22 protein-coding genes and 1 tRNA gene are annotated in these 26,098 nt (G+C 70.7%); 8 read left to right on the top strand and 15 right to left on the bottom strand.

Features of this window, described 5'->3' with window-relative positions; translation table 11 throughout:
* Positions 1-15: 15 nt before the first annotated feature.
* Entirely contained in the window at positions 16-1,635 is a 1,620-nt protein-coding gene (locus tag CX1_RS10220; protein WP_146780743.1) for a vWA domain-containing protein, read from the top strand.
* A gap of 58 nt (positions 1,636-1,693) precedes the next feature.
* On the opposite strand, the gene CX1_RS10215 is transcribed toward CX1_RS10220, so the two are convergent.
* From CX1_RS10215 to secA2, 5 genes are all read right to left on the bottom strand, one after another.
* Positions 1,694-2,191, bottom strand: coding sequence for a MerR family transcriptional regulator (locus CX1_RS10215; protein WP_046649775.1), 498 nt, complete (start codon positions 2,189-2,191; stop codon positions 1,694-1,696).
* A gap of 434 nt (positions 2,192-2,625) precedes the next feature.
* Positions 2,626-3,168 carry a bifunctional nuclease family protein gene (locus CX1_RS10210; RefSeq protein ID WP_046649759.1) on the bottom strand — a complete coding sequence of 181 codons (543 nt, stop codon included), beginning with the start codon at positions 3,166-3,168 and terminating at the stop codon, positions 2,626-2,628.
* A gap of 22 nt (positions 3,169-3,190) precedes the next feature.
* The gene (gene ftsR, locus CX1_RS10205; RefSeq protein WP_046649760.1) at positions 3,191-3,940 is read right to left on the bottom strand and encodes a transcriptional regulator FtsR; all 750 of its coding nucleotides are present in this window, start codon (positions 3,938-3,940) and stop codon (positions 3,191-3,193) included.
* Positions 3,941-3,962: 22 nt separating this feature from the next.
* Positions 3,963-4,391: an oxoglutarate dehydrogenase inhibitor Odhl gene (gene odhI / locus CX1_RS10200; RefSeq protein WP_046649761.1), complete on the bottom strand. Its 429-nt coding sequence runs from the start codon at positions 4,389-4,391 to the stop codon at positions 3,963-3,965.
* A 135-nt stretch (positions 4,392-4,526) separates the two neighbouring features.
* Positions 4,527-6,803: an accessory Sec system translocase SecA2 gene (gene secA2, locus CX1_RS10195; RefSeq protein WP_060925648.1), complete on the bottom strand. Its 2,277-nt coding sequence runs from the start codon at positions 6,801-6,803 to the stop codon at positions 4,527-4,529.
* A 175-nt stretch (positions 6,804-6,978) separates the two neighbouring features.
* Here secA2 and rraA point away from each other — a divergent pair, with 175 nt between their 5' ends.
* From rraA to CX1_RS10180, 3 genes are read left to right on the top strand one after another with little or no spacing between them, the layout of a single operon-like run.
* Positions 6,979-7,455: a ribonuclease E activity regulator RraA gene (rraA, locus tag CX1_RS10190; protein ID WP_046649776.1), complete on the top strand. Its 477-nt coding sequence runs from the start codon at positions 6,979-6,981 to the stop codon at positions 7,453-7,455.
* A gap of 2 nt (positions 7,456-7,457) precedes the next feature.
* Positions 7,458-7,871 (top strand): glyoxalase/bleomycin resistance/extradiol dioxygenase family protein, encoded by a 414-nt coding sequence (locus tag CX1_RS10185; RefSeq protein ID WP_060925627.1) that lies wholly within the window; start codon positions 7,458-7,460, stop codon positions 7,869-7,871.
* Positions 7,872-7,895: 24 nt separating this feature from the next.
* Positions 7,896-8,537: a glycoside hydrolase family 25 protein gene (locus tag CX1_RS10180; protein WP_113570083.1), complete on the top strand. Its 642-nt coding sequence runs from the start codon at positions 7,896-7,898 to the stop codon at positions 8,535-8,537.
* Here the strand turns inward: CX1_RS10180 and CX1_RS10175 are convergent.
* The 3 genes from CX1_RS10175 to CX1_RS10165 all read right to left on the bottom strand — a co-directional run bounded on the left by CX1_RS10175 (position 8,534) and on the right by CX1_RS10165 (position 12,271).
* Positions 8,534-9,109, bottom strand: coding sequence for a DinB family protein (locus CX1_RS10175; protein WP_046649765.1), 576 nt, complete (start codon positions 9,107-9,109; stop codon positions 8,534-8,536). The genes CX1_RS10180 and CX1_RS10175 overlap by 4 nt on opposite strands.
* A gap of 304 nt (positions 9,110-9,413) precedes the next feature.
* Positions 9,414-9,490, bottom strand: a tRNA-Pro gene (locus tag CX1_RS10170).
* A 66-nt stretch (positions 9,491-9,556) separates the two neighbouring features.
* Positions 9,557-12,271, bottom strand: a complete 2,715-nt coding sequence (locus tag CX1_RS10165; protein ID WP_060925626.1) for a DEAD/DEAH box helicase — start codon at positions 12,269-12,271, stop codon at positions 9,557-9,559.
* 67 nt (positions 12,272-12,338) lie between these two features.
* On the opposite strand from CX1_RS10165, the gene amrB reads away from it, so the two are divergent.
* On the top strand, positions 12,339-13,733 hold the full coding sequence (gene amrB / locus CX1_RS12695) for an AmmeMemoRadiSam system protein B (RefSeq protein WP_060925625.1): 1,395 nt from the start codon (positions 12,339-12,341) through the stop codon (positions 13,731-13,733).
* Positions 13,733-14,830, top strand: coding sequence for an AmmeMemoRadiSam system radical SAM enzyme (amrS, locus tag CX1_RS10155; RefSeq protein WP_152663176.1), 1,098 nt, complete (start codon positions 13,733-13,735; stop codon positions 14,828-14,830). The genes amrB and amrS overlap by 1 nt, the downstream gene beginning before the upstream one ends.
* Before the next feature lie 24 nt (positions 14,831-14,854).
* Here amrS and CX1_RS10150 read toward each other — a convergent pair whose 3' ends face one another.
* The 5 genes from CX1_RS10150 to CX1_RS10130 all read right to left on the bottom strand — a co-directional run bounded on the left by CX1_RS10150 (position 14,855) and on the right by CX1_RS10130 (position 21,315).
* Positions 14,855-15,763, bottom strand: a complete 909-nt coding sequence (locus CX1_RS10150; RefSeq protein ID WP_060925624.1) for a PASTA domain-containing protein — start codon at positions 15,761-15,763, stop codon at positions 14,855-14,857.
* A gap of 185 nt (positions 15,764-15,948) precedes the next feature.
* Positions 15,949-18,186 (bottom strand): bifunctional cytidylate kinase/GTPase Der, encoded by a 2,238-nt coding sequence (gene der, locus CX1_RS10145; RefSeq protein WP_432264158.1) that lies wholly within the window; start codon positions 18,184-18,186, stop codon positions 15,949-15,951.
* A gap of 30 nt (positions 18,187-18,216) precedes the next feature.
* Complete coding sequence (locus tag CX1_RS10140) at positions 18,217-19,095, bottom strand: pseudouridine synthase (RefSeq protein WP_046649769.1); 879 nt, start codon at positions 19,093-19,095, stop codon at positions 18,217-18,219.
* A gap of 163 nt (positions 19,096-19,258) precedes the next feature.
* Entirely contained in the window at positions 19,259-19,996 is a 738-nt protein-coding gene (gene bioD, locus CX1_RS10135; RefSeq protein ID WP_060925622.1) for an ATP-dependent dethiobiotin synthetase BioD, read from the bottom strand.
* A complete protein-coding gene (locus CX1_RS10130) occupies positions 19,993-21,315 on the bottom strand; it encodes an adenosylmethionine--8-amino-7-oxononanoate transaminase (protein WP_046650674.1) in 1,323 nt (440 codons plus the stop codon). Before CX1_RS10130 ends, bioD (CX1_RS10135) begins: the two co-directional genes overlap by 4 nt.
* Positions 21,316-21,415: 100 nt before the next feature.
* Here CX1_RS10130 and CX1_RS10125 point away from each other — a divergent pair, with 100 nt between their 5' ends.
* A complete protein-coding gene (locus tag CX1_RS10125; protein WP_082719296.1) occupies positions 21,416-22,954 on the top strand; it encodes a peptide MFS transporter in 1,539 nt (512 codons plus the stop codon).
* On the opposite strand, the gene bioD (CX1_RS10120) is transcribed toward CX1_RS10125, so the two are convergent.
* Together bioD (CX1_RS10120) and scpB are read right to left on the bottom strand one after the other, a co-directional pair.
* Complete coding sequence (gene bioD, locus CX1_RS10120; RefSeq protein WP_046650677.1) at positions 22,955-23,632, bottom strand: ATP-dependent dethiobiotin synthetase BioD; 678 nt, start codon at positions 23,630-23,632, stop codon at positions 22,955-22,957. It abuts the gene before it with no gap.
* Between the two features lie 178 nt (positions 23,633-23,810).
* On the bottom strand, positions 23,811-24,368 hold the full coding sequence (gene scpB / locus CX1_RS10115) for an SMC-Scp complex subunit ScpB (RefSeq protein WP_046650678.1): 558 nt from the start codon (positions 24,366-24,368) through the stop codon (positions 23,811-23,813).
* Positions 24,369-24,408: 40 nt separating this feature from the next.
* On the opposite strand from scpB, the gene CX1_RS10110 reads away from it, so the two are divergent.
* On the top strand, positions 24,409-26,058 hold the full coding sequence (locus tag CX1_RS10110) for an aspartate:alanine exchanger family transporter (RefSeq protein WP_060925647.1): 1,650 nt from the start codon (positions 24,409-24,411) through the stop codon (positions 26,056-26,058).
* Positions 26,059-26,098 lie beyond the last annotated feature (40 nt).

The raw sequence follows: 26,098 nt of genomic DNA, 5'->3' as shown, positions 1-26,098 counted from the left end.
GAGGAGCTGAGCGCCGTGGGCAGGCATTCCGACGGACAACCGAACTACCGCGTGGCCAAGGGCCCGCTGATCCTTCTTCTCGTGGCCATCCTCGTCGGTGCCCTGGTCTTCGCCTGGTTCGCGTTGCGGGCATCCGACCGAGACGCGCTCGGCGCCGGCGGAAACTGCGTGAAGGGCGACCTGACGTTGGTCATCGCGGCGGACCCGGCCGTAGCCGGTCTCGTGCGTGACGACGCCGACGCATGGGCCGCCACCGATCCCGTCGTCCGGGACTATTGCGTACGCCCGCAGGTCACGGTCAACGGTTCGCAGCAGATCCTGGATGCGATCCGCGATCACGGTGCCGATGCCGGCGAAGGGGCGGGCGGAATCAAGCCCGTCCTGCCCGCCGTCTGGGTGCCGGCGGACGACTCCTTCATCGAGGCCGCGCGCGACGCCGGCGTGGTCGGCGTCGACGGTGAAACCGCCCGTTTCGATCCCCAGCCCGTCGGTCTGGCGGTGGCCTCCGACCGCGCCGCCGACCTCGAAGGAAAGGGGTGGGAGGACATCGACGGCGCCGACGACCTGGTCATCGCCACGCCCGGCGGCCCCGATGCAGTGGTCTCCTCCGTGGTCAACGCCCGGCTGATGCCGAACGCCGGGGCTCCCGAGCGCCTCGCCGCGTCCGAGGGGCGGATCACCGCCGGCGGCAGCTTGACGTCCGAGGCGCTGCTCGGCCAGCTGGCGAAGGGCACCGCGGAGGGGTACGACGCCGTGAGCGCGACCCAGTCGATGGTCGACGCCGCGACGAAGAACGGCTCCGAGGGGCTCAGCTTCATCTCCCCCGACGGTTCGCCCGCCCTGTCCGCGCCCATGGTCGCCTTCACCTCCGGCGGCCCGATCGACGAGACGAACGCCCGCGCGGCCGCCGAGTTCGTCGAGTTCGCCCGCGAAGACGGGGGCGCCGACGCCGACGATCCCGGCGGCGGACCCGGTCCCCTCGACGGGGCGGCCGGGGAGATCCTGCCGGACATCGCCGCCCGCGGCACCGATCCGACCGCCGGGGCCCCGACGGAGGCACCCGAGCAGCCGACCGCCACCGAGCCCGCCGGTTCCACGCTGGTGTTGCTGGACACTTCCAGCGGCATGGACATCGGGGCGGTGCGCACCGCGTTGACGCCGTTGCTCGACCGCGCCATCGACGGCGAGGGCCGCCGGGTGGCCCTGTGGAACTACTCCTCCCCCATGTCGGAGGGCGTGACCAGCCCGGTGCGTCCCAACGTCCGTTTCGGCGCGGGCGCCAAGGACCGGTCGGCGGAGGTGCTGGCGCAGCTCGGCACCGGCGGCGAGCCATGGTTGTGGCGTTCCGTCGGGCCGGCGGTCGACTACGTCGCCGAGACGCATTCGGCGGGCGTCGCCAACCGCGTGGTGCTGGTGACCACGGGCGCCGATGCCACCGGCGATGATGCCGGTGCCGCAATCGACCGCATCGCCGCGGCCGCCGGCACCGACCGCCCGGTGCGCGTCGACGTGGTCATCGTCGGCGAGGACGCCACGGGCGGCGACCTCGCTGCCCTGGCCTCGGCCACGGGCGGCTCGGTCCGCGTCGGCGGCGAGGATCTGACCGCGGCGTTGGTCGCGGCGATGGGACTCTAGCCGGCCACGAAAAAACGCCCCGCGGGGAGATGCGGGGCGTTCGTGGCGCGTGGTGCGGTCAGCCGATGCGGCGACGGCGGCGGGCGGCCAGCTCGTCGACGGGGCCGTCGCCCGGGGTGCCGTCCACGCGCTCGGACGGGAAGCTGGCGATGGAGCCGGCGAGCTCCTTCATGATGCCCGGCACCGCAATGCCGAACACTCCCTGGCCGCCGTTGAGAAGGTCGATGACCTCCTCGTTGGAGCGGCACTGGTACACGGTGCGACCATCCGACACCAGGGTGATGGTGGCCAGGTCATCGACGCCGAGGTCGCGGAGCTTGTCCACGGCCAGGCGGATGTTCTGCAGCGAGATGCCGGTGTCGAGCAGACCGCGCACGATCTTCAGGACCAGAATGTCGCGGAACGAGTAGAGCCGCTGCGAACCCGAGCCGTGAGCGTTGCGGATGGACGGCTCGACCAGCCCGGTGCGGGCCCAGTAGTCGAGCTGGCGGTAGGTGATCCCGGCGGCCTGGCAGGCGATGGGCACGCGGTAGCCCACTTCCTCGTCCGGGCCCATGTCGAACAGCGACTCCTGCACGCCGGCGTCTGCGGCGTCGTTGAGGTCGGCGTCGGGGCGATCAGCGAAGCGATCGTCGGCCATGTTCGTATTCTCCCCTGGTAGTTCCACTGATGTCGTTTATCTTTCGCCAAGGGTAAGGCACTGTCAACAGGATTTCGGCCAACACGCCGCGTGTCTAAACCTAAACTTCAGGTTCAGAGTTTTGAAATTACAAAGCCCCAGTTCACGGCACTGACCGGACACGCGACGTGGGTTTTTCCCACTCAAGTCAAGGATCAGACTTCGGGGGTGAATGGGGGTGCCACTTGCGACACTTCAGTCAAATCCAGTCACACGAGTAACAGCTTCGCGCATCAAAAACATGCTTGACGACGGCCACCGGGCCCGTGATCCGTCGTCTCGTTTCGTCCCCCCCCCGGTTTCGTGGACGGTCAGCGATCGTCCGCGTCGTCCCCGCCGCGACCGTCCTCCCCCAGGAAGTCGGCGGCGTCGATCTCGTCGAGGAAGCGGGCGAACTCCTCGACCGACTCTTCCTCTTGCGCGGCGGGCCCGTCGACGTCGTCGTCGAAAAGCGCGCCGGCCGGAACGGACGTGGCCTCGAGAATCTCCCGCGCCACCACCAGCGGCGCCTCCGAGATCTCGCACACGGCCAACGCATCGGACACGCGGCAATCCACGCGGCCGCCATCCGACAGCACCAGCGCGGCGATGAACACGCCTTCGTGGAACCCGGTGACTTCGGCCCGCTCGATGGAATTGCCCGTGCTTTCCGCCATCTCGACGATGACGTCCTGGGCGCAGGGACGGTTCTGCGTCATGCCCGCTTCGCGCGCGGCGAGGTACGCGGCTTCCGCGGCACCGAGCCACACCGGCACCACCCGGCCACTGCCCGGCCAGGACAGCAGCAGAACGGGGTGATCCTCCGGCTCATGCACCAGGATCCCGCGCGACTCGACCTCGACGAACTCGTCCATGCCCAATGAAACTCTTCCCCGCTCAGCGATTCAGGTCGTCGTTGACCTGGCGCTTGACCAAGGTCCCGTGCAGGGTGACCAACAGCGCGGTCATCTCGCGCGCCATCTCCTCCGCCTTCTGGCGGGCGCCGTCCCCCTTCGACCGCGCCATCGGCGCCGCCGCCTGGCCGACCAGATCGGCCTCGCGCGCCGCGGCCGTGCGCACCGTCTTCATGTGCCGGGCATCCAGGCCGAACTCGCGCAGCTTGCCGGCGGTGGTCGCCACCGCCAGATCATCGCCGTCGAAACCGTCCATCGCGTCCGGCGACAGCAGGCGCGCGCGGACCAGGCTGCCGACGAATTCCTCGTCGATGCCCGCCCGCTCCGCCAGCTCCGCCCGCGTCAGGTACACCACCGCGGCCTCGCGGAACTGATCCGGGGTCACCAGCGGCGTCACCGTGGCCAAACCCTCGCCGGCTGCGGCGACGTTGCCCGCGTCGATGTTGTCCAGCTGTTCCTTGATCACCTTCAGCGGCAGGTAGTTGTCGCGCTGGACGGTGAGGATGTAGCGGAGACGATCGACGTCGGCACGCGCGAACCGCCGGTACCCGGACTGGCTGCGGGACGGCGAAATCAGGCCCTCGGACTCGAGGAAGCGGATCTTCGACACCGTCACGTCGGGGAACTCCTGCTGGAGCTCCGACAAAACGGCACCGATGGACATCGTCCCCGCGGAACGGGTCCGCGGGGAGGTGCTTCCCGAATCGGGGACGGAAGCTGGGACGGCTGCCACGGCGGTGGGTACTCCCTGTGCTCTACTTCGGCGAGGTGAGGAAGACCAGGCGGAACTTGCCGATCTGGACCTCATCGCCATTGGAAAGGTCGGCCGAGTTCTTCGGCTCGCGGTTGACGTAGGTGCCGTTGAGCGATCCCACGTCGACGACCTCGAACTTGTCGCCCTCCATTCGGAACTCCGCGTGGCGGCGCGACACGGTGACGTCATCGAGGAAAATGTCGCTGTCCGGGTGGCGGCCGGCGGTGGTCACCGGCTGATCCAGCAGGAATCGAGACCCCGCGTTCGGCCCGCGCTTCACCACGAGGAGCGCCGAACCGGCGGGCAGCCCCTCGACGCCGGGCACCGCCGTGTCCTGGCCCGCTCCGGACTCCATCTCCTTGAGCAGGTCCGCGCGGAAGACCGAGGTCGTCTCAACCGATGCCTCAGGCTTGCCGGTGTTGTTCGTCATTGCACTTCCTCCGGATAATCGTCCGATTTCCTGTAACGCCCTAAATCATAGCCTTACCGCCGACCCCGCGTGGGCGACTCCCTCAACCCTGCCGCCCACCTGGGACATCCCGGCGGACGCCCGTTTGCCGGAGCCTCAGCGGAACATCGCGGCGACCGAACCGACCACCGAATCGCCGCCGGACAGCGGGTTGTCGTTGACCATGTAGGTCCACGTGGAGCTGGGACGGCCCATGCCCTCGGCGTCCAGATCGACGCCGTCGGCGGTGATGGCCACGGTGCGGAAGCTCTTCGCGGCCTCGTCGACGGCCTCGGCCGCCAGGTTCTTGAACGCGGAGATCGCCGCACGGTGGAACTCGTCGATGGGGCTCTCCTTGGCCAGCGCCCGCAGGTGCACCGACTCGCGGAGATCGTCGAGGTCCCCGAGATGCTCCGACCACCCCATGTCCAGGTGATGCAGGGCAATCTCGCGGGCCGCGCCCACCGCGACGTCCTCCGGCACCTCCGACAGGACCTCCTCGGCGCGCTCGGGCTCGCGCCCCGACAACTCGCGCCACGCCAGATCCGTGGTGAGCAACCTCTCGCGGCGATCGTCGAGAATCGCGCGCTGGTCGCCGATGAGCTTGTTGTACTTCCACGTGGTGGCGTGGATGGACAGCATCGTCGCCTCGGTGACGCGCTGGGCGCGGTCGACGTGGGCGGCGGCGCGGGCGTCGCGGATGCGGCCATCGGCCTCCGGGGTGACGGTCAATTCCTCCCCCGCTCCTCCCTCGACCACCATGTCGTCGTCGAGTGCGACGAAGAAGACGCTGGACCCCGGGTCGCCCTGTCGGCCCGCGCGGCCGCGCAGCTGGCCGTCGAGCCGCCCGGTGCGGTGCCGGGCGACGCCGATGACGCACAGACCGCCGAGTTCCACGACCTCGTCGCGATGCTCCTCGTCGGCGCCGCCGAGCCGGATGTCCGTGCCGCGGCCGGCCATCTGCGTGGACACGGTCACCCGGCCCGGGGCCCCCGCCTCGGCGATGACGGCGGCCTCCGCCTCGTCGTTCTTCGCGTTGAGCACCGCGGCGTCGATGCCCCGCTCGGCCAGGGTCTCGGCCAGCCGCTCCGATTCGGCGACGTCGCGGGTGCCCACCAGCACCGGGCGGCGCGTGGCATGAACGGCGATGACCTCCTCCACGGCGGCCGCGAACGCATCGTCGCCGGTGGCGTAGATCCGATCCGGCTCATCGTCGCGGATGCACGGCTCGTTGGGTTCGACGACGGACACCCGCATGCCGTAGAACTCGCGGAACTGGTCGCCCGCGGCCACGGCCGTGCCGGTCATGCCGCACGTGATGTCGTACCGGCCGACCAGCTGCTGGATGGTCAGGGTGTCCAGCACGCGGCCGCCGCCGGAGACGGCCAGGCCCTCCTTGGCCTCCACCGCCGCCTGCAACCCGTCGGGCCAGCGCTGCAGATCGGCGATGCGGCCCCGCGACGAATCGACCAGCGCCACCTTGCCATCGCGGACGATGTAGTCCACGTCGCGGCGCAGCAGCTCGCGGGCGTGCAGGGCGACGTTGACCTGGACGAGGGTCGTGGAGACGTTGTCCTCGTCGTAAAGCGAATCGATGCCGAGAAACCGCTCGACCCGCGACGCGCCGGTGTCGGTGAGGAACACGTTGCGCCGGCCGGCGTCGACGGTGAAGTCGTCGCCCTTGACCAGGCGGCGGACGATGTCGGTGATGCGGCCCGTCGGCGCCTCGCCCGGGGCGGAACCGGCGAGGACCAGCGGCACCAGGGCCTCGTCGACGAGGACGGAGTCGGCCTCGTCGATGATGGCCACCCGCGCCGGCTGCTGGACGCGCTCGGCGACGGAGACGGCGCACCGGTCGCGCAGCACGTCGAAGCCGAGCTCGTTGACCGCGATGAACACCACGTCGCTGGCGTAGGCGGCGCGGCGGGCCTCGGCGTCGTCGGATTCGTGGACGGAGGCGGCGGTCAGGCCCAGGAACCGGAAAATCGGGCCCATCCACTCGGCGTCGCGGCGGGCCAGGTACGAGTTCACGGTCACCGAATGCACGCGCTCGCCGCGCAACGCGAAGCCTGCCCCGGCCAGCGCACCGGACAGCGTCTTGCCCTCGCCGGTGGCCATCTGGACCACGTCGCCCTCCAGCAGGCGCAGTGCGCCCTGCAGCTGGACGTCGAAGGGGCGCATCCCGATGGCGCGGTCGGCGACCTCGCGCAGGCAGGCCAGCAACTCTGGCGCGTCATCGCGGTTGTCGCGGGCGCGGGCGACGAGATCGGCGTCCGACAGTTCCTTCAGCTCCGGCTCGAGTGCGGCGGCGCGCGCCACGAGCGACACGCTGCGCTTCTGGTCGCGGCCCTCCTTGCCCCCGAGGGCCTTCCAAAACCAGTTCATTCCGGCCACGTGAGCCTCCATCCGCTCTGCGACGCCCGCGTGCCCGACTTCCCCGGCACCGGCCCTTACGTCGATCCAGCCTAACGCACCCGATGATCCGCGACGTCTGGCAATGTTGGGGAAAGACACCGTTCCCGCCGTTGCACGGCCGGACCGCAACCGCCAACAGAATGTGGAGGCCACCATGGGCGCGACCCAGTTCATCCCCACCGCCGACCTGGTCGACGAGATCGGCTCGCACGTGCGCAGCTGCGACACCCAGTTCCGCGACATCGGCGGCACCCGCGAGTTCTGCGGCCGCATTTCCACGGTCCGCTGTTTCCAGGACAACGCGCTGCTCAAGGCGGTGTTGTCGGAGGATTCCGACGGCGGCGTGCTGGTCATCGACGGTGCAGGCTCGCTGCACACGGCGCTGGTCGGGGACGTCATCGCCGCGCTGGGCCGCGATCACGGCTGGGCGGGCGTCATCGTCCACGGCGCGGTGCGCGATTCGAAGCTCATCGGCGAGATGGACTTCGGCTGCAAGGCTTTGGGCACCAACCCGCGCAAGTCCACGAAGACCGGTTCCGGCGAGCGCGACGTCGTGGTCAGCTTCGGTGGCGTCGACTTCGTGCCGGGCGACATGGTCTACGCCGACTCCGACGGAATCGTGGTGCGGTAGCCATGCGCATCGTCTTCACCAGCATTTTCGTCCCGGATCAGCCGGCGGCCAAGCGCTTCTACACCGAAATCCTCGGCTTCGAGGTCAAGCACGACATGCCCATGGGCCCCGACGTGTCCTGGTTGACCGTCGTCTCCCCCGATCGCCCGGATGGCCCGGAGATCGTCCTGGAGCCGGACGGCCACCCGGCCGTGGCCCCGTTCAAGGAGGCCCTGTTCGCCGACGGCATTCCGGTGAACACCTTCGAGGTCGACGACGTCCGCGCCGAGCACGCGCGCCTGGCGGCGGCCGGCGTGACGTTCACCGTCGAGCCGCAGGAGCTTCCCGACGGCATGGTCCGCGCCGTCTTCGACGACGGTTTCGGCAATCTGCTGCAGATCCACCAGGTCGGCCCGGACACCGATTCGGCGGCGTAGGCCCGGGCCCGGAAAGGTCTCACCATCCTCACCGGCATCGACGTCAGCCAGTGGCAGGACGGGCTGCCCATGTCCGCGGCCGTGGCCGGCGGGCACCGTTTCGCCATCGTCCGCGCCTGCGACGGCACGTACGCGGACCCGGTGTTCGCCTCGCACGTCGCCGACGCCCGGGCCAACGGGCTCGCCGTCGGGGCCTATTGGTACGTCCGCCATCCGCTGGAGGGCACGACGTTGCGGGAACAGGCGCGGGTCGTCGCAAAGCAGCTGGTCGCGGCGTACGGGCCCGTGCTTGACGACGCCCCGGCGGTCTGGCTCGACGTCGAGACCGTGCCTCATCACCTGAGCGCGGCGGATGTGGCAGCGGCGGCGGACGCGTTGGCGGACCGGGGCGTGCGGTGCGCCGGGATCTACACGACGCGGTCGTACTGGCGGTTGCGCCCGTTTCCCGCCATCGGCGGTGGGCTGTGGCTTGCGCAGTGGCCGGGCGGCGACCGCTACCCCGGAGACGGGCACCGCGCGTGGCGGCCCTTCCGAGGACGAACCCCCGACCTGTGGCAATTCACGGATCGGGGGTCGGTGGCCGGGTTCGCCGTCGACGTCAACGCGTTTCGCGGCGACGACGGCGAATTGGCGGAACTGCTGGTGGGACGACTGCCCGGAAACTAGCTGGGGGCCGAGGCGAGCGAGGGCGCGGACCACTGCGGGTCACGGCCGACGAAGGCCATGAGGCGCTCGACCTGGTCCTCGGAATCGGTGTCGACGGCCGGGCCGAAGTGGCTGGAGTCGCGCAGGCCCTCGCCCATCGCGGCCAGGCCCTCGTGCACGCCGGCGGCGTAGGAGCCGGAGAGGTGGACCTCGATGTCGGCGGCCTTGGCCAGGTCCCACGTGTGCATGAACACGTCGGCGGTGTACAGGCGGTCGATGGCCTCGTCGAGGCGCATGCCGGCGAAGTCGCCGGACTCGATGGTCTTCGAGGCGAGGTCGCGGTCGTCGAGGATGGCCTGGACCTCGACGGTGCGCAGGCGCCAGCGGTCGGCGAGGCCGCGCGACGGGATGTCCGTCAGGGACGGGCCGCCCCAGGACTCGAGGGCGGGCGGGAACCAGGTGAGCAGGTGCTCGACGATGTCGCCGGTGATCCACTCGGGAACCGGGGTGGGCGCATCCCACTTGGTGACGCGGTCCGCGACGGCCGCGAAGTCGCGGGCGACGTTTTCGTGACGGCTCGAAATCTGGGTCATTGCTGCCTCCTGAAGTCGCATTGGCGGGCGCGTCGGACGCGTCCGCTCCAGCGCATGCCCCGCCGGGCGGCGGGATGGTCCTGAAGAATAGCGCTAAGGATAGCGATACCCGGTCATTTTCCGAAAATGCGTGACATGTAAACCGCCCAATGCCCTTCACATCACCTGTCGTCAGCCGGATGTCACCGTAGAGCAGCTCCAGTGCACACCGTTCTGAAAGCCCGTCGCGCCCACGCACGCAAAAAGCCCCGGCGGAGATGATCTCCACCGGGGCCGCAGCCGTGACGAACTGCATGTGACGCTTTGGTCGGACTGACAGGATTTGAACCTGCGACCCCCTCACCCCCAGTGAGGTGCGCTACCAAGCTGCGCCACAGTCCGCCGCTGCCGTTCAACGGCAACTGCCACAGATTACAACATTGTCGGCATGGTGGGCTAATCCGCAGGTCACGGTCGATTCTCGGGATCCACCGCCAGCCGCTCCCGCTCGGCGGCGATGATTTCGCGCGCGAGTTCCGCCTCCGACACGTCGTACGCCTCCGGCGCGGCCTCGGCGGTGGTGGACACCCGCACCACGTCGTCGAAAAGCTGCTTTTTGCGGGCGAGGATCTCCAGGATCCGCGCGTCGACGGAATCCTCCAGCAGCAACCTGTGCACCTGGACGCTCTCCAACTGGCCCATGCGGTGCGCGCGGGCGATGGCCTGCCACTCGGTAGTCGGCTTCAGCTGCGGCTCGCAGATGACCACCACCGACGCCGCCTGGATGTTCAGGCCCACGCCGCCAGCCACGATCTGCGACACCAGCACCGCCCCACCGTCGGCTGCGGAGAACTCGTCGACCAGCTCCTGCCTCCGATTGGCCGGCACGTCGCCGGTCAAAGGGCCCACCGCGACGTCACCCAGGACCGCCATGACCGTGTCGATCACATCGCGGAAGTGCGAGAAGACGATCACGCGGCGACCGTTGTCGCGGGCTTCCTCGGCGATGTCGACCAACCGCTCCACCTTCGCCGATCCTGCGCCGGCGACATACGCCGCCCGCCGCATGGCCATGAAGTTCCCCTCGCCGACGGCCTTCCGGTACGCGGCATCGTCCGCCTCGGTGGCCTCCACCCAATCGTCGACCTCGACCAGATCGGGCAGCTCGTCGAGCACGTCGGCCTGATTGCGCCGGAGGTACACCGGCGCGACCAGCTCGCGGAATTCCGCCACCGGCACGTCCTTCTCCCCTTCCACCAGGTCCGGGCGCAGGTAGCCCACCAGCGTGCGGAACTCATCGATGCGGTTCTCCAGCGCCGTGCCGGTGAGCAGGATCGCGCCGTCGACTTCCGCGATCACCCCGGCCAACAACTGCGACCGCTTCGCCGCGGGATTCTTGATGTAGTGGGCCTCGTCCACGATCACGCAGGCCAGCCCCGGGCACGCGGCGACGCGGTCGCGGACCGTGCCCAACGTGCCATAGGTGGTCACGCCGACTCCCCCGCGCGTCAGCCACTCGTCGACCGCCAGCTCACGGGCCGCGCCGTGCAACCGGCGCGCCTCCAGCCGCGACTTCGACTCCACCTCGCGGATCCAATTCGACACCACCGCCGCCGGGCACACGACCAGGAAATGCGTCCGCCCCTCGGCGTGCAGATGCGTCAGCGCGGCCAGCGCCTCGATGGTCTTGCCCAGACCCATCTCGTCGCCGATGAGCACCTTCTTCTGCACCAGCGCGAACCGCGCCGCGAAATCCTGGTAACCGCGCAGCGACGCCGCCAAATAGCGGGTGTCCAGGTCCATGCCGCGAATCGCCGCGACGATCTCCTCCGGCAGGTCGCCGTGGACGCGCTCGCCTTCGTCGGGAAGCAACCCCAGCTGGGCCGCCAGCGCCTGATAATCCGCCGGCCGCGCCCGGAAATCCGCCCACAGCTCTTCGTCGGAGGCGTTCGGGGACGCGCCCGGCGGTGTCCCAGTCGCTGCCCCGGCCTTGTCCCCGCCGCCTGCGACCCGTCCCGCCGCACCACGCAGCGCCTCGGCCAGGCGCAGCACGCCCGCCACCGCACCCCGGAATTCGGGGATTCCGCGGCCGGAGGTCGGGAACACCACCACGTCGCCGACGCCCGGGGCCATCACGGGCGCCAGTGCCGAGAGCGCCACCGCCGCCGTCGACCCGTCCGGGCCCCGCAGCGGCCCGCGGGCGATCTCCCAGCGGCGCAACTGCCGCAGTACGTCGGTGGCTTCCGGCGACCGGTTCGCCGGATCCAGCTGCACCGGCTGATCGTCGAACGTTTGCTGCCGCAGCGTCTGCGCCGCACCGAGCAACTTCCGCGCCGAATCCGGCCCGATGCCCGGCACCTCCGCCAGCGACGCCCCCGCCGCCAGCACCGCCCCCACCGTCCGCAAACCCGCGTCCTCGATGGGCGCGATGCGCAGCCGGTCGCGCGTGACGTCGCGCAGCGCCTCCACCCCCAGCCCCGCCAACAACTCGCCGACGGCCACCCCGCGCAGCCGTTCGCCCGCGCCGATCGCCGCCAAGCGCGTCGTCCGCTCCGTCTCCAACGCACTGGCCAGCGCCCCCAGCGCCTCCGGCAATGCGGCGACATCCGCACCGGACAACAGCTCGGGCGCCCCGAACCCGCCCGGCAGGCCGTCGGCAAGCACCTGCAGCACCCCGACGTCCGGGTACATCAGGTCCGTGGGCACCAACTGCGGCGCGGCGCTGGTGGCCTCGACCTCCAGCCGGTCCAGCAACGCCGGCAGCTCGCGGCGGCGCACGCGGTCAACCACGTCACCCAGGTACGCCACCGCCCGATCCGCCGTCGCGCGCGCATCCGGGCGCGAGAAGAACCTGCGCCACCCTTCGGCCGCCCACGTCTCGCGCACGGCCGTCGCTGCGGGCCCGGCGAGCTCGTCGACGAGCCGCGCTTCCTCCATCCCGATCCCGGTCAGCCACCGGTGCCGCACGATCTCGCCGGCGCGCAGCAGGGCCGCGGAATCGACGGGCAACACCCGCCACGCCACGCCACCGTCGAGTTTGACCGGCACCGTGCGCTGCACGAGTTCCGCGGTCGCGCCGGCGGCGGCGTCGGCGATGCGCCCGCGACCGTCGAGCACCCGCACCGCCTGCCCGGACCAGCGGCGGATGAGGTCGATCGACTCGCGTGGGGCGACGGCATTCATGGCCCCGACTTTATCGCCCGCCCCGGATCCGGGCCCCGACGTACCCTGGGGTCACCGGAGGTGTCCCATGTTCCCCAGCATGTTCCGCGAAAAGCCGGGTCCCCGCACCCGCCCGCCCGCCGTGGCCGGCACGTTCTACCCCGCGGACGCGCGCGAGTTGCGCGAGCAGATCGAGGCACTGTTGGCAGGTGCCGCGCAGCCTGACGACGCCCCGCCGCCCCGCGCGCTGATCCTGCCCCACGCGGGCTACGTCTATTCGGGTGCCGTGGCGGCCTCCGGATACCGGCTCATCGTCCCCTCCCGGTTCGCCCGCGCCGTGGTCCTCGGCCCGGCCCACCGCGTGCCCGTGCGCGGCGTCGCGGATGCCGGCGTCGACGCCTTCGACACGCCGCTGGGTTCCGTCGCCGTGCCGGCGGGGCTTTGCGACGACCTGCGCGCTCGTCTGGCCCCGACCTTCCCGGATCTGCTGGTCACCTCGCCCGGCGTCCACGCCCGCGAACATTCCGTGGAGGTCCACCTGCCTTTCCTGCAGGTCATCGCACCCGGCCTGCCCGTTCTGCCGTTGGTGGCGGGGGACGCGACGGTGGCGGAGATGACCGAACTCGTCGCCGCGGTCATGGCCGACGACGACACGCTGCTGATCATCAGCTCCGACCTGTCGCACTTTCTGCCCGTCGCGGAAGCCGTCGCGGCCGACGCCGACACGCTCGACCGCATCCTGCGGCTGGAGGCGCCGCTGCCACCGAGGTCGGCATGCGGGGCCATCCCCATCAACGGGCTGATCGGTTTCGCCCGCCGCGCCGGGTGGGCCGGCACCGTAATGGACCGCGCGACCTCGGCCGACGCCCCCGGCGGCGATCCCCACCGGGTGGTCGGCTACCCCGCCGTCCGCTTTGACCCCATCGGCCCGCGCCTGCCCGCCTACGCCCGCGCGGTGCTCGAGCACCGGCTGGCCGGTGGCCCCGACCCGTCCGGCACGATCGGCCACCCGTGGTTGGACGCGCCGGGCGCATCCTTCGTCACCCTCACCGTCGACGGTCGCCTGCGCGGCTGCATCGGCTCGTTGCGCCCGACGCGGCCCCTCGGCGCGGACATCGCCGCCCACGCCATCGACGCGGCACTCGACGACCCGCGCTTCCCCGCCGTCACCGCAGCCGAACTGCCCGGCATCCGCATCGAAGTCTCCGTTCTCTCGGCGCCCGAAACCCTCGACGTCGATTCCGAAGCCAACGCCATCGCCGCGCTGCGCCCGCACGTCGACGGCGCGATCCTCTCGGGGCCCCGACGCCAGGGCACGTTCCTGCCGCAGGTGTGGGACCAACTGCCGGACCCGACGGATTTCATCCGCCACCTCAAGGCCAAGGCCGGGCTGGCCCCGGACCCGCACTCGGCACACTGGGGCGCCGACTGGCGGCTGAGCCGCTACACGGTGCAATCGTGGGAGGAGGGCGAACCGCGATGATGCCGCCGTCGCAAAGCCCCCGCCCCGCCCGCTGGGGCCGCGCGCTCGACGACGGGCGCGTGCAATGCCTGCTGTGCCCGCGCGAATGCCGGATGCGCGACGGCCAGCGCGGATTCTGCTTCGTCCGCGCCAACCACGGCGGCCGGCTGGTGCTGGACACGTGGGGGCGGTCGTCGGGGTTCTGTCTCGACCCGATCGAGAAGAAGCCGCTCAACCATTTCCTGCCCGGCACGTCGGTGCTCAGCTTCGGCACCGCCGGCTGCAATCTGGGCTGCAAGTTCTGCCAGAACCACGAGATCTCCACGTCTCGTGAGGTGGACACCCTCACCGAGACCGCAATGCCCGGGGACATCGCCGACGCCGCCGTCGCAGCCGGCGCCGCGTCCGTCGCGTTCACCTACAACGACCCCGTCATCTTCGCCGAGTACGCCATCGACATCGCCGCCGCCTGCCGCGACCGGGGCGTGCGCACCGTCGGCGTCACGGCCGGGTACGTCTCGCCGATCGCCCGCGAGGAATTCTTCGGCGCCATGGACGCCGTCAACGTGGACCTCAAGGGCTTCACGCCGGAGTTCTACAAGCGGCTGACCGGCGCCGACCTCGACGTGGTGCTGGACAACCTCGCGTGGCTGGCAGGGACGGACACCTGGGTGGAGATCACCACCCTGCTCATCCCCGGCCACAACGACTCCGACGCCGAAATCCGCGCCATGGCCGACTGGATCGTCGCCAACCTCGGCCCCGACGTCCCCCACCACTTCAGCGCGTTCCACCCCGACAACCGCATGCGCGACGTGCCCCCGACGCCGCCTGCCACGCTGCACCGGGCCCGCGAGATCGCGTTGGCCGCCGGCGAGCGCCACGTCTACACCGGCAACGTCCACGACAAGGACGGCGACACCACCTTCTGCCCCGGCTGCGACGCGCCGCTGATCGTGCGCGATTGGTACCGCATGGTCGACTACCAGCTCGTGGCCGACGCCGCGGGCCGCGGGATCTGCCCGCAGTGCGGCACGACGGTCCCCGGGCTTTACGACGTCGCCGGCCCCGGCACCTTCGGCGCCCGCCGCGTCCCCGTCCGGATCACGCGGCCATGACGGCGGCGGGGGCAACGGCGGAAACTACTGCAGCGTGATGGTCACCGGCTGATCGGTCATGGCCGTGCTGCCCGCCGGCGGATCGATGGTGGCCACGGTGCCGGTCAGGGACGACAGCGAATTCGTGGGGTTGCCGTTGGCGTCGAGGATGGTGATGTCTCCGAAACCGGCGCGCCGCAGAGCGAGCTCGACCTCGGCCGGGGACTTGCCGGCCGCCTCCGGGATCGTCGCCGCGACGGCCTCGCCGCCGCCCAGGCCCGGGATCGCCGGCGGGGTCTCGCGGATGCTGTTGACCTCCTCGCGCAGACGGTCGAGCTCGTCGCGCATCGGGTCGGAGGTCTCCGTCGGTTCCTCCGACGTCACAGTCTCCGAGGTCGTGGAGCTGGGCTCCGGAGGCGGCGTCGCGGTGGTCGGGTCGTTCGCCGTGTCGTCGCCGGACAGGAAGCGGAACATCAGCGCGACCAGAATGACGATGGCGATGATCGCCGCCACCGCCACGATCGTCGCACCCTTGCCGAAGCCACCGCGGCCACCGTCGTCGCGGTCGTCGCGCCGGTCACGGTCATCGTCCCGGTAGTCGCGGTACTCGCGGTCGTCGCGCGGCGGGAGACCGCCGCCCGCACCGGCGGCTCCCGTGGCTCCGGCGGCGCCGCGCGGATCGACGCCGCGTTCCTCCGGCGTCAGCGGCGCCCAGTACTGGCCGGAACCGTCGCGCCCCACCGCGCGGGTTTCGTCGGCGCCGCGGTTGGGGCGGTTGGTGCCGCCGGCGCCGCCGCCGAAATCGGCGTCCGGGTCGTATCCGGCGTCGCGGCCGATGAACTCGGTGGGCTGGTCGTCGCGGCCGCCCCAGGTGCTCCGCGTCGGCTCGTCGCGGCCGATGAATTCGGTGCGGTCGTCGTCGAAGGGATCACGTCCATGCCGGTTGCCGGACATCGCTCATCGTCTCCTGCGTTCATGAGGGGCCCATCGTCGCGCCCCTTCGCTTCTGGCCCCACAATGCACGCACGACGCGCCGCCGCGCAATCGACCACGCCCGAAAACGGCCGAAGCCCCGGGGCGACCGGGGAACGGTCGCGCCGGGGCGTCGTCACGCAAAGCCGCAAGCGGCCCGCCTTCGCCTACTTGCGCTTGCGCTTCTCGCGCACGCGCACGGCGATGCGCACGGGCGAGCCCTCGAAGCCGAACTCCTCGCGCAGGCGGCGCTCCAGGAAACGGCGGTAACCGTGCTCCAGGAAGCCGGTGGTGAACAGCACGATCACCGGCGGACGCGTCGACGCCTGCGTGGCGAACAGCACGCGCGGCAGACGGCCACCGCGCATCGGCGGCGGCACCTCCTGCAGCACGGTGCGCAGCCAGGTGTTCAGGCGGCCGGTCGGGATGCGGCGGTCCCACGAATCCAGGGCCTCCAGCATCGCCGGCTCGAGCTTCTGCAGCGCGCGGCCGGTCTTCGCCGAAATGTTGACGCGCCGCGCCCACGGCACGTGCGCCAGCTGCAGGTCGATCTCGCGCTCGAGCATGTCGCGGCGGTCCTCGTCCATGAGGTCCCACTTGTTGTAGGCGACCACCAGGGCGCGGCCGGAGTCGAGGATCATGCGCAGCACGCGCTGGTCCTGTTCCGCGATCGGCTCGGAGGAGTCGACGAGGAAGATCACGACCTCGGAGTTGTCGATCGCCGAGCGCGTGCGCAGCGACGCGTAGAACTCGTGGCCCTGCGCCTGCTTCGTCTTCTTGCGGATGCCGGCGGTGTCGACGAAGCGCCACAGCGAATCCTCGAGCTGCACCAGCGAGTCGACCGGGTCGACGGTGGTGCCGGCGATGTCGGAGACCACGGCGCGGTCCTCGCCCGAGATCTTGTTCAGCAGCGACGACTTGCCCACGTTCGGCTTGCCGACGATGGCCACGCGGCGCGGGCCCTGCGGCTGCGCCTTGGCGCGCGGCACCTCGGGGAAGGCCTTGACCACCTCGTCCATGACGTCCGCGTTGCCGCGGCCGTGCAGCGCCGACGTCGGGTGCGGCTCGCCCAGGCCCAGGGCCCAGAACTCGGCGACGTCGCCGAGCTGCGAGTCCGACTCGAACTTGTTGGCGGTGAGGATCACCGGCTGTTCGGCGCGCTGCAGGCGGCGGGCCATCATCTCGTCGGTGGCGGTGACGCCGACGTTGGTGTCGACGACCATGATGATCACGTCGGCGGTCTCCATCGCCGCCTCCGCCTGGCGTGCGATGGACGCGTTGAGGCCCTTGGCATCGGGGTCCCAGCCGCCGGTGTCCTGCACCCAGAAGCGGCGGCCGCCCCAGTCGCCGAGGTAGCTGATGCGGTCTCGGGTGACTCCGGGGAAGTCCTCCACGACTGCTTCGCGACGGCCGATGAACCGGTTGACCATCGTCGACTTGCCCACGTTGGGGCGGCCCACGATGGCGACGGTCGGCAACGCCTCGTCCTCTTCGGCGGCGGAGCCGAGGACGGAGAACGCTTCCTCCAGGTCCTCCCAGTCCTCGTCGTCCTCGCCGAGTTCGCCGGCTTCGGCGCGGGCGATGGCGTCGGCGATGACGGTCTCGTGGTCGGCGATGGCGCGGTCGATGCCGGCCTCCGGGTCCTCGTGCGCGCCGTCGGCGGTGGCCTGGACGAACTCGGTCGCGCCGTCGCCGGCGTCGCCGTCGACGGAGCCGGGGTAGGCGGCCTCGACGACGTCGAGGATGTGGTCGATGACCTCCTCGATGTCCATTTCGGAGGTGTCGAGCACCACGGCGTCGTCGGCCGGTCGCAGCGGCGACGTGGCGCGGGAGCTGTCGAGCTCGTCGCGGCGGATGACGTCGGCCAGGACCTCGTCGTAGTCGGCGTCGCGGCCGGCGGCGATGTCCTGGGCGTGGCGGCGGCGGGCGCGGACCTCGGCGGCGGCGGTCATGAAGACCTTCGCCGGCACGTCCGGCAGCACGACGGTGCCGATGTCGCGGCCCTCTACGACGCAGCGGCCGGCGTCGGCGGCCAGGCGGCGCTGCAGGTCCACGAGGTTCTCGCGCACGGCGGGGATCGCCGACACGGCGGAGACGTTCTGCGTGACCTCGGGGCCGCGGATCTCACCGGAGACGTCCTCGCCGTCGAGGAGCACCTCCGTCGAACGCGGGTCGTCGCTGACCGCCAGCGGCAGGTCGGCGGTGGCGGCAGCGACCGCGTCGGAGTCGGCCGGGTCGATGCCCTGGCGCAGCACCCACAGGGTGGCCACGCGGTACATCGCGCCGGTGTCCAGGTACTTGGCGCCGAGGTGCTCGGCGACGGCCCGCGAGACCGTCGACTTGCCGGTGCCCGAGGGGCCGTCGATGGCCAGCAGCAGGGCGTCGACGGCGGTGGATTCGTTCATGTTTCGGCTGCTCTCGGTTGCGTCGGTCATTTACAGTCCCACCGCCTTGTACAGCGAGGCGAGCTCGGCGCGGTTGAGCGCGCGCAGCGCGCCCGGGGTCTGCTCGCCGAGCTGGACGGTGTGGATCTTGGTGCGCACCAGGCGCTCCACGGGGTAGTCGAGTTCCTTGAGCATGCGGCGCACGATGTGCTTGCGGCCCTCGTGCAGCTCGACGCGGATGATCGACCGGCCCTGCCACACGTCGATGATTTGAGCGAAGTCGGCCTTGGCGGGGCCGTCGTCGAGTTCGACGCCCTTGGTCAGGTCGCGAATCAGCTTGTTGTCCGCCTCTCCCTTGACCGTGGCCATGTACGTCTTGGTGACGTTGTAGCTCGGGTGCATCAGGCGGTTGGCCAACTCGCCGTCGTTGGTCAGGATCAGCAGGCCCTCGGTGGCCGCGTCGAGGCGGCCGACGTGGAACAGGCGCTGGCCGGCGGAGACCTTTTCGCCGATGATGTCGCCGACGCAGGGGCGGCCCTGGTCGTCGTGCATGGTGCACTGCACGCCGCGGGGCTTGTTCAGGACGAAGTACTGCATGTCCTCGTTGACCACCACGCGCGAGCCGTCGACGCGGATGACCGCGACGTTCGGGTCGACGCGGACGCCCTGGCGGGTGACGATCTTGCCGTCGACCTCGACGCGGCCTTCGTCGATGAGGCGCTCGGCCATGCGGCGGGAGGCGACGCCGGCCTGGGCCAGCACCTTCTGCAGGCGCACGCCTTCGCCGTCGTTTCCTCCGCCGCCGCGGTTGCGTTCGACGTGCTGGTGTCGGGCGGGGCGGGCCTGGGAGACGTAGTAGTCCCCGGCCTTCTTGGGCTTGTTGCCCCGGTTTCGGTCCGGTGTGCCGTCTCGGCGAGCGGTGGGTGACACGTGTGTCCTCATTCTGTAGAGCGGTGCGGGTTTCGCGTCCGGCGGATCGCCGCCGGCGTGCGTCGCGGGGCTACAGAGAGCAGTCATCCCATCACGCTCGGCTCGTTGCTCGGCGGATGGGACAAGGTGTCGGTGCGCCCCACGGCGATGTCCGCTGGCCAGCCTACCCCACGAAAGCCCTGATGCCCGATTCGGAAAACCAGCCCGGCGCGGCGGCGACGAACCGCTCCCGTTCCATGGCCCCCGCACCTTCGGGCACTGCGCCGAGGACGTCGACGCCGGTGAGGTGCGGCAGGTCCTCCAGGTTGGTGGCGACGATGGGGTCGATCTCCCCCGCGGCGTGCCGAGCGGGCAGCGATCCACCGATCAGACCGATGACGTCCATGCCCCGCCCCTCGGCCACTTCCACGGTCAGCTCGGCGGTGTTGAGGCTGCCCAGCCCCAGCGACGTCACCACCACCGTTTTCGCGCCGGGCAGGCGCGCGGCGAGGTCGGGCAGGCCCCATTCCCCGGCTCCCCCGGCTCCCCCGTCATCGCCGGCACCGCTGCCCAACCGCACCAGCAGCCCGCCCGCCCCTTCGACGAGCACGGTGCGGTCCGGCCCGTCGAGCTCGCGGATCCGCGCCGCCGCCTCGCCGAGCCCCAGCGTCGGCAGCCCAGCCCGACGCGCCGCGGCCAGCGGCGCCATCGGTTCGGGGTAGCGCACGAACCCGTGCAGGTCGGTCACGCCGGTCAATCGTGCGACGTCGTCCAGGTCTCCGCCGGTGCCGGGAAATCCGGTTTGCGCGGGCTTGACGACGACCACCCTCCTCCCCTGCGCCGCCAACGTCGCGGCGACGGCCGCCGTGGCGATGGTCTTGCCGATGTCCGTGCCCGTTCCGGTGATGAACACGATGCTCATCGGTTCTCCGCCGCCACGATCGCCCCGATCGCGCGGCAGATGGCGGCGACTTCCCCGTCGTCGCAGATGTACATGGGCATGGCGTAGACGAGCTTCCCGAAGGGCCGCAGCCACACCCCTTCCGCCACGCACGCCGCGGTGGCGCGGGCCATGTCGACGGGCTCGTCCATCTCCACGACGCCGATGGCCCCGAGCACCCGGACGTCGGCGACCCCCGGCTCCGACCGCAGCGGCTCGAACCCGGCGCGCAGTCCCGCTTCGATGCGAGGCACGTCTGCCCGCCACCGCCCTTCGGCGATGATGTCCAGGTTCTCCGAAGCGATGGCGCACGCCAGCGGATTGGCCATGAAGGTCGGCCCGTGCATCAGGCCGCCGCCGTCGCCGGCGGAGATCGCGGCGGCGACTTCCCGCGTCGTCAGCGTCGCGGCCAGCGACAGAAATCCACCGGTCAACGCTTTGCCCACGCACAGGACATCAGGCGTGACCGCGGCCGCCGCGGTGGCGAACAGGTCGCCGGTGCGCCCGAAGCCGGTCGCGATCTCGTCGGCGATGAGCAGCAGCCCGTGCCGGTCGCAGATCTCCCGCAGCCCGACGAGCAGCTCGTGGTCGTGGAAGCGCATGCCACCGGCCCCCTGGACGACGGGTTCGACGATCACGGCGGCGACGGAATCGTCGACAAGCGACTCGAACTCGGCGAGGTACGCCGCGCGGACCTGCTCCGACGACCCGCGCGGCGGCGGGACCGGCGCGAAAGCCTGCGGAGTGAACGTGCCCGCCCACAGGGAGTGCATGCCGCCGTCGGGGTCGCAGACGCTCATCGGCGCGCGGGTGTCGCCGTGGTAGCCGCCGCGCCAGGTCAGCAGGCGGTTGCGCCCCGGCTTTCCGACGGCCCGCTGGTACTGCAGCGCCATCTTGATCGCCACTTCCACCGACACCGACCCGGAGTCGGAGAAGAACACCGCGTCGAGCGCGGGGTCGGTCATCGCCAGCAGGCGTCGGGCCAGGTCGACGGCCGGGGCGTGGGTGAGGCCGCCGAACATGACGTGGGACATGGTCGCCGCCTGCCGTTGCGCGGCGCCCACCAGGCGCGGGTGCGAATGCCCGTGGCACGCCGCCCACCAGCTGCTCATGCCGTCGATGAGGCTGCGGCCATCCTCCAGCGTCAGCCGCGTCCCCTGCGCCGAGGCCACCGGCAGCGCCGGCACGGGGCTCGGCATCGGCCCGTAGGGGTGCCAGACGTGGGCCGCGTCGAAGGTGGCGGTGTCGGATTCGGCGGCGTCCGCGAAAAGAGCATCGGCGGGAACGGTGGCTGCGGTCATGAAGGGCGACGTTAGTCCGATCCGACCGAATCGAACACTGTTCAGGGGTGGCCGCGGGGGATGATTTGCCACTCGACATTCCGATCAGCACGATAAGCGCATGACCAGCGTTGGACAGCGTTCAAGTGGGGAAATCGCGGTACCCGAACCCTCTTCCCGCCCGCCCGGACGAGCCCGGATCGCCCTGCCCGCGATCATCGGCATCGAATCGTGGGAGCGCTTCAGCTTCTACGGCATGCAGGCGATCATGGCGTATTACCTCTACGGGGCGGTCACCGACGGCGGCATCGGCCTGCCCACCACCACCGCCACGGCGCTGATGGGCGCCTACGGCAGCCTCGTCTACCTGTGCACCATCGCCGGCGGCTGGATCGGCGACCGCATCCTCGGCGCCGAGAAGACCCTGCTGGCCGGAGCGCGGGTCCTCGTCGCCGGCCACCTCACCCTGTCGCTGGTGCCCGGCGCGGCCGGCGTCGCCATCGGCATGGTCCTCGTGGCCGCGGGCTCGGGCGCCCTGAAGACCTCCGCGATCACCATGCTCGGCCGGGTCCGCGCCTCCGGAGACCCGCGCCGCGACAACGACTTCCAGTACTTCTACTTCGGCATCAACGTCGGCGGTCTGCTGGGCCCACTGCTCACCGGCGCATTGTCCGTCGCCTACGGCTTCGACGTCGGCTTCGCGGCGGCGGCGATCCTCATGATCGCCGGGTTGATCCACTACCACTGGCATCGGCGCCGTCTTTCGGGCTCGTGGCGGAACGATGCCCGCGTGGCCGTCGAGAAGCCGACCTCGCCGATCGGACGGCGTGGCCTGACCCTGGTCCTGCTGGGCATGGCGGGCACCGTCGCGGCGATGGTCGGGCTGACGATATCCGGTGTCCTGCCGTTGCATCGCTTGCCGACGGTCATGCTCGCCGCCACCATGGCGGCCACCGTCGCCCTGTTCGCGCAGATGATCCTCGACCCCGAGATCGAGCGCGCCGAGCGTTCGCGTGTGCTGGCGTTCATCCCGCTGTTCATCGCGGCGGTGGCGTTCTGGTCCATTCACAACCAGGCGTTCGGCGCGCTGGCCGTCTATTCCGACGTGCGCGTCGACCGCACCATCGGGGCCGGGGCGGGCGGAGGCTGGGAGGCCCCCGCGGCATGGGCGCAATCGCTCAACCCGGTGTTCACCCTGCTGCTGATTCTGCCGCTGGCCGCGCTGCGCCTGCGGATGGGCCGCCGCGCCCCCGACATCCCCCTCCAGATGATCGCCGGTACCGCCGTGACCGGCTGCGCGATGCTCATCGTCGTGCCTTTCGCCGGCTTCGTCGACAAAACGGTGCCACTGTCGGTGATCGTCGCCGTGTACCTGGCCATCACTCTCGGCGAGCTGCAGGTCAGCCCCGTCGGCATGGCCGCCTCCACGGTGCTCGCGCCCGCGAAGTACCGCACGCGGTTTTCCGCCCTGTACTTCCTCACGATGGCGGTGGGCACCGCACTGTCGGGCGTCCTGTCCACCAACTACGACCCCGCCGACGCCTCGGCGGAGCGCGTCTACTTCTTGTCCGTGGGAATCGGCGTCATCGCCGTCGCCGGAGTCATGGCCGCGCTGCTGCCGTGGATCCGCCGCCGCATCGACGGCGGGGAACGGCGGTGACTACTCGGTCGTGGTGCCGCTGAACCAGCCGGCGGCGCGGCCGAGGAACTCCTCGCGGTCCAGCTCTTCGGCGCCTTCCGGCAGCCACGCCAGCACGGGCAGGCCGGTGACGATCGGCACCTGCTCGACGATGGTTTCCGCCACCGCATCCGGCTGCGTGGACAGGGAGCCGCCGATGATGCCGGTGATCTCCAGGCCTCGGGCGCGGCACGCCTCCAGCGTCAGCTCGACGGCGTTGAGGGTGCCGGGCGACGCCGCGGTGACGATGGTGACCTTCGCGCCGAGCTCCTCCGCCAGCTGCGGCACGGACCAATTGGCGATGCGGGCCAGCACGCCGCCGGTGCCCTCGACGAATACGGGGCGGCCGTCGGCGGCGAGGTCGCGCAGCTTGTCGGCGGTCTCCTCCAGGTCCAGCTCCTCCGCGCCGATGCGGCGGGCGGCGAACGCCGGCGGCAGGGCGTCGGGGTAGCGGGCGAACTCGTGCAGGTCCTCGCAGCCGGTGAGCCGGTGGATGGTCGCCAGCGCACCCTGCCCCTCGGGCTCGCCGGTCTGGGCGAGCTTGACCACGATGGGCTCCTCGCCGGCGGCCATCGCCTGTGCGACGAGGGCTGCGGTGGCGGTCGTCTTGCCGACGCTGCGCCCCGTGCCGGTGATGATGTGGATGCCCCTGAAGTACATGAGGAAGAAATGTCCTTTCCCGCTCGTGGGAACCGGCGCGCTCGTGGCCGCCCGTTCCCCAGACCTGTTCACCAGTCTCTTTCATCCACGACAATATCCGGCGTCCAGCGTTCGCCTTAATCCGGGGTTCGTCATACGACCAAGATCACACGTGCGCGGTGCCCCCACCGCCCGTTTTTCAGGGCAGGTCCGGCTCGTCGATGAGGTCCACGTCCGGCAGCAGCGGCGCGAGGTCGGGCAGCTGGTCGAGCGATTCGATGCCGAGCTGCTCGAGAAGGAGGTTCGTGGTGACGTACAGGTGCGCCCCCGTCGCCGGTTCCTCCCCCGCCTCCGCGACCAGGCCGCGCGCCAGCAGCGTCCGCATGACGCCGTCGACGTTGACGCCGCGCACCGCCGACACCTGAGCGCGCGTGGCCGGCTGGCGGTAGGCCACGACCGCGAGAGTTTCCATCGCCGCCCGCGACAGCCGCGTCTGCGTGCCGTCGAGGAGGAACGCCTCCACCGCATCGGAATAGTCGGCGCGGGTGTACAGGCGCCAACCGCCCTCGACTTCGCGGAGGTCGAAACCGGAGCCGCGGGCTTCGAACTCGTCGCGCATCTGGGCGAGCACCTCCCGGATCGCCTCGGGCTCCACGTCGAGCGCGCGGGCGAGGTCGATGGGCGCGACCGGCGTGTCGATGACGAGCAGCACGCTTTCCACCGCGGCACGCAACGGGTCGATCTGGGGCAGGTCCATGGCGGGCAGTGTATCCAGCGACGGGTCTAGGGTGGGCAACGTGCTCGCATTTCTCGCGTCCAATTCGCTGCTGGCCCTGGCCGTCATCCTCACCGTCGGTTTCGCCCTCGGGCGGATCCGGGTCGCGGGGCTGAGCCTGGGGTCGGCGGCGATCCTCTTCGTCGCCATCGGCTTGTCGACGGCCAACCCCGACATCCAGATGCCTCCCCTCATTTACCAGTTCGGGTTGGCGTTGTTCGTGTACTGCATCGGCTTGGCCGCGGGGCCGGCATTCTTCCGCACGCTGCGCAGCCGAGGTCTGGCGCTGAACCTCATCGTCGCCGTTTTGCTGGTCGGGTTGACGGCGCTGACGTTCGCGCTGGTGACGTTCTCCGGCGCGGACGCCATCACCGGCGCCGGCATGTTCGCGGGCGCGGTGTCGTCGACGCCGGGCATGGCGGCGATCCTCGCCGCCGTCCCCGATCTGCTGCCCGCCGGGTCGGATCCGGATGCGGCGTCGGCGGCGGTCGTCGGTTATTCGCTGGCGTACCCCGGTGGCGTGCTGGGCATCATCATCGTCGCGGCCCTCGGCGCACGGCTGCTGCGCGTCGACCACGTCGCCGACGCCAAGGCCGAGGGCGTGCTGGCCGAGAAGCTCCACTACATCGGCATCCGCATCGGCCCCGGCCGGGAGCTGACCGTGGCACAGGTGCCGGAATTCACGGGTGCGAAGATCATCACCACGCGCGTGGCAGATGGCGGCGACGGAAGCGATGGAGACGGCACGGCCCGGAACCAGCGCCTCGCCGAACCTCACGATGTCTTGCGCGAGGGATGTTCGATCATGGTCAACGGAACGGCCGAGGAGCTGGACAAGGCCGTCGCAAAGCTGGGCGAACGCATCGAGATGGACCCGCATGAGTCGGATCTGCAGTTCACCCGCATGGCGGTGTCGAACCCCGATGTCGCGGGACGCACGATCGGCGAACTGCGCATCCTGGAGGATCACGGCTTCACCATCGCCCGCCTGCGCCGCGGCGACGCCGACGTCGTCCCCGACAAGGACGATCGGCTGCAGCTGTCCGACCGCGTCCGCGTGGTCGCGCCGAAGCAGCGCATCGAGGCCATCCGGGCGTTCCTCGGCGACTCCGAGAAGTCCCTGGCCAATCCGGATCTGCTACCCCTCGCACTGGGTCTGGCACTGGGTCTCGCGCTCGGTGCGATCCCGATTCCCATGCCCGGCGGCGGCACCCTGTCCCTGGGCTTCGGCGGCGGCCCCATCATCGCGGGCCTGGTCTTCGGCGCCCTGGGCCGCACCGGCCCGGTGCGCTGGCAGTTGCCGTACCACTCGACGACGACCCTGGAGGCCTTCGGCATGGCGCTGTTCATGGCCGGCGTCGGCACCACGGCTGGCGCGGGGTTCCGGTCGGCCCTGGCGGACCCGACGAGCCTGCTGTACATCGGCCTGGGCCTGGTGGTCACGCTGGCCAGTGCGATCGCCACCGTCGCGCTGCTGATGACGTGGCGCAAACTCACCTTCGACGAGTCCATCGGCGTCGCGGCGGGCATCACCACCAATCCAGCGGTCATCGCGTACCTGAACACCGCCTCCGGCACGGACCTCGCCGCGCGCGGGTACACGACGGTGTACCCGGTGGCGATGGTCGGCAAGATCGTCGCCGCGCAGGTGCTGATCATGATGCTGCTGTGATGGTTGAAGTAATCGTTGGTGTGATCGTTGGTGTGATCCG

Source organism: Corynebacterium xerosis NBRC 16721 = ATCC 373 (genome assembly GCF_001552415.1).
Classification (GTDB): domain Bacteria; phylum Actinomycetota; class Actinomycetes; order Mycobacteriales; family Mycobacteriaceae; genus Corynebacterium; species Corynebacterium xerosis.
Note: the sequence above shows the minus strand (reverse complement) of the source record. Positions and strands in the feature narration are given on the sequence as shown.

Bases quoted from the DNA above. Each gene is read 5' to 3' on its own strand.
- CX1_RS10215 (WP_046649775.1), bottom strand. From the start codon at position 2,191: ATGGGCCCGGACGAGGAAGTGGGCTACCGCGTGCCCATCGCCTGCCAG.
- CX1_RS10210 (WP_046649759.1), bottom strand. From the start codon at position 3,168: ATGGACGAGTTCGTCGAGGTCGAGTCGCGCGGGATCCTGGTGCATGAG.
- odhI (WP_046649761.1), bottom strand. From the start codon at position 4,391: ATGACGAACAACACCGGCAAGCCTGAGGCATCGGTTGAGACGACCTCG.
- rraA (WP_046649776.1), top strand. From the start codon at position 6,979: ATGGGCGCGACCCAGTTCATCCCCACCGCCGACCTGGTCGACGAGATC.
- CX1_RS10185 (WP_060925627.1), top strand. From the start codon at position 7,458: ATGCGCATCGTCTTCACCAGCATTTTCGTCCCGGATCAGCCGGCGGCC.
- CX1_RS10175 (WP_046649765.1), bottom strand. From the start codon at position 9,109: ATGACCCAGATTTCGAGCCGTCACGAAAACGTCGCCCGCGACTTCGCG.
- CX1_RS10165 (WP_060925626.1), bottom strand. From the start codon at position 12,271: ATGAATGCCGTCGCCCCACGCGAGTCGATCGACCTCATCCGCCGCTGG.
- amrB (WP_060925625.1), top strand. From the start codon at position 12,339: ATGTTCCCCAGCATGTTCCGCGAAAAGCCGGGTCCCCGCACCCGCCCG.
- amrS (WP_152663176.1), top strand. From the start codon at position 13,733: ATGCCGCCGTCGCAAAGCCCCCGCCCCGCCCGCTGGGGCCGCGCGCTC.
- CX1_RS10150 (WP_060925624.1), bottom strand. From the start codon at position 15,763: ATGTCCGGCAACCGGCATGGACGTGATCCCTTCGACGACGACCGCACC.
- der (WP_432264158.1), bottom strand. From the start codon at position 18,186: ATGAACGAATCCACCGCCGTCGACGCCCTGCTGCTGGCCATCGACGGC.
- bioD (WP_060925622.1), bottom strand. From the start codon at position 19,996: ATGAGCATCGTGTTCATCACCGGAACGGGCACGGACATCGGCAAGACC.
- CX1_RS10130 (WP_046650674.1), bottom strand. From the start codon at position 21,315: ATGACCGCAGCCACCGTTCCCGCCGATGCTCTTTTCGCGGACGCCGCC.
- CX1_RS10125 (WP_082719296.1), top strand. From the start codon at position 21,416: ATGACCAGCGTTGGACAGCGTTCAAGTGGGGAAATCGCGGTACCCGAA.
- bioD (WP_046650677.1), bottom strand. From the start codon at position 23,632: ATGTACTTCAGGGGCATCCACATCATCACCGGCACGGGGCGCAGCGTC.
- scpB (WP_046650678.1), bottom strand. From the start codon at position 24,368: ATGGACCTGCCCCAGATCGACCCGTTGCGTGCCGCGGTGGAAAGCGTG.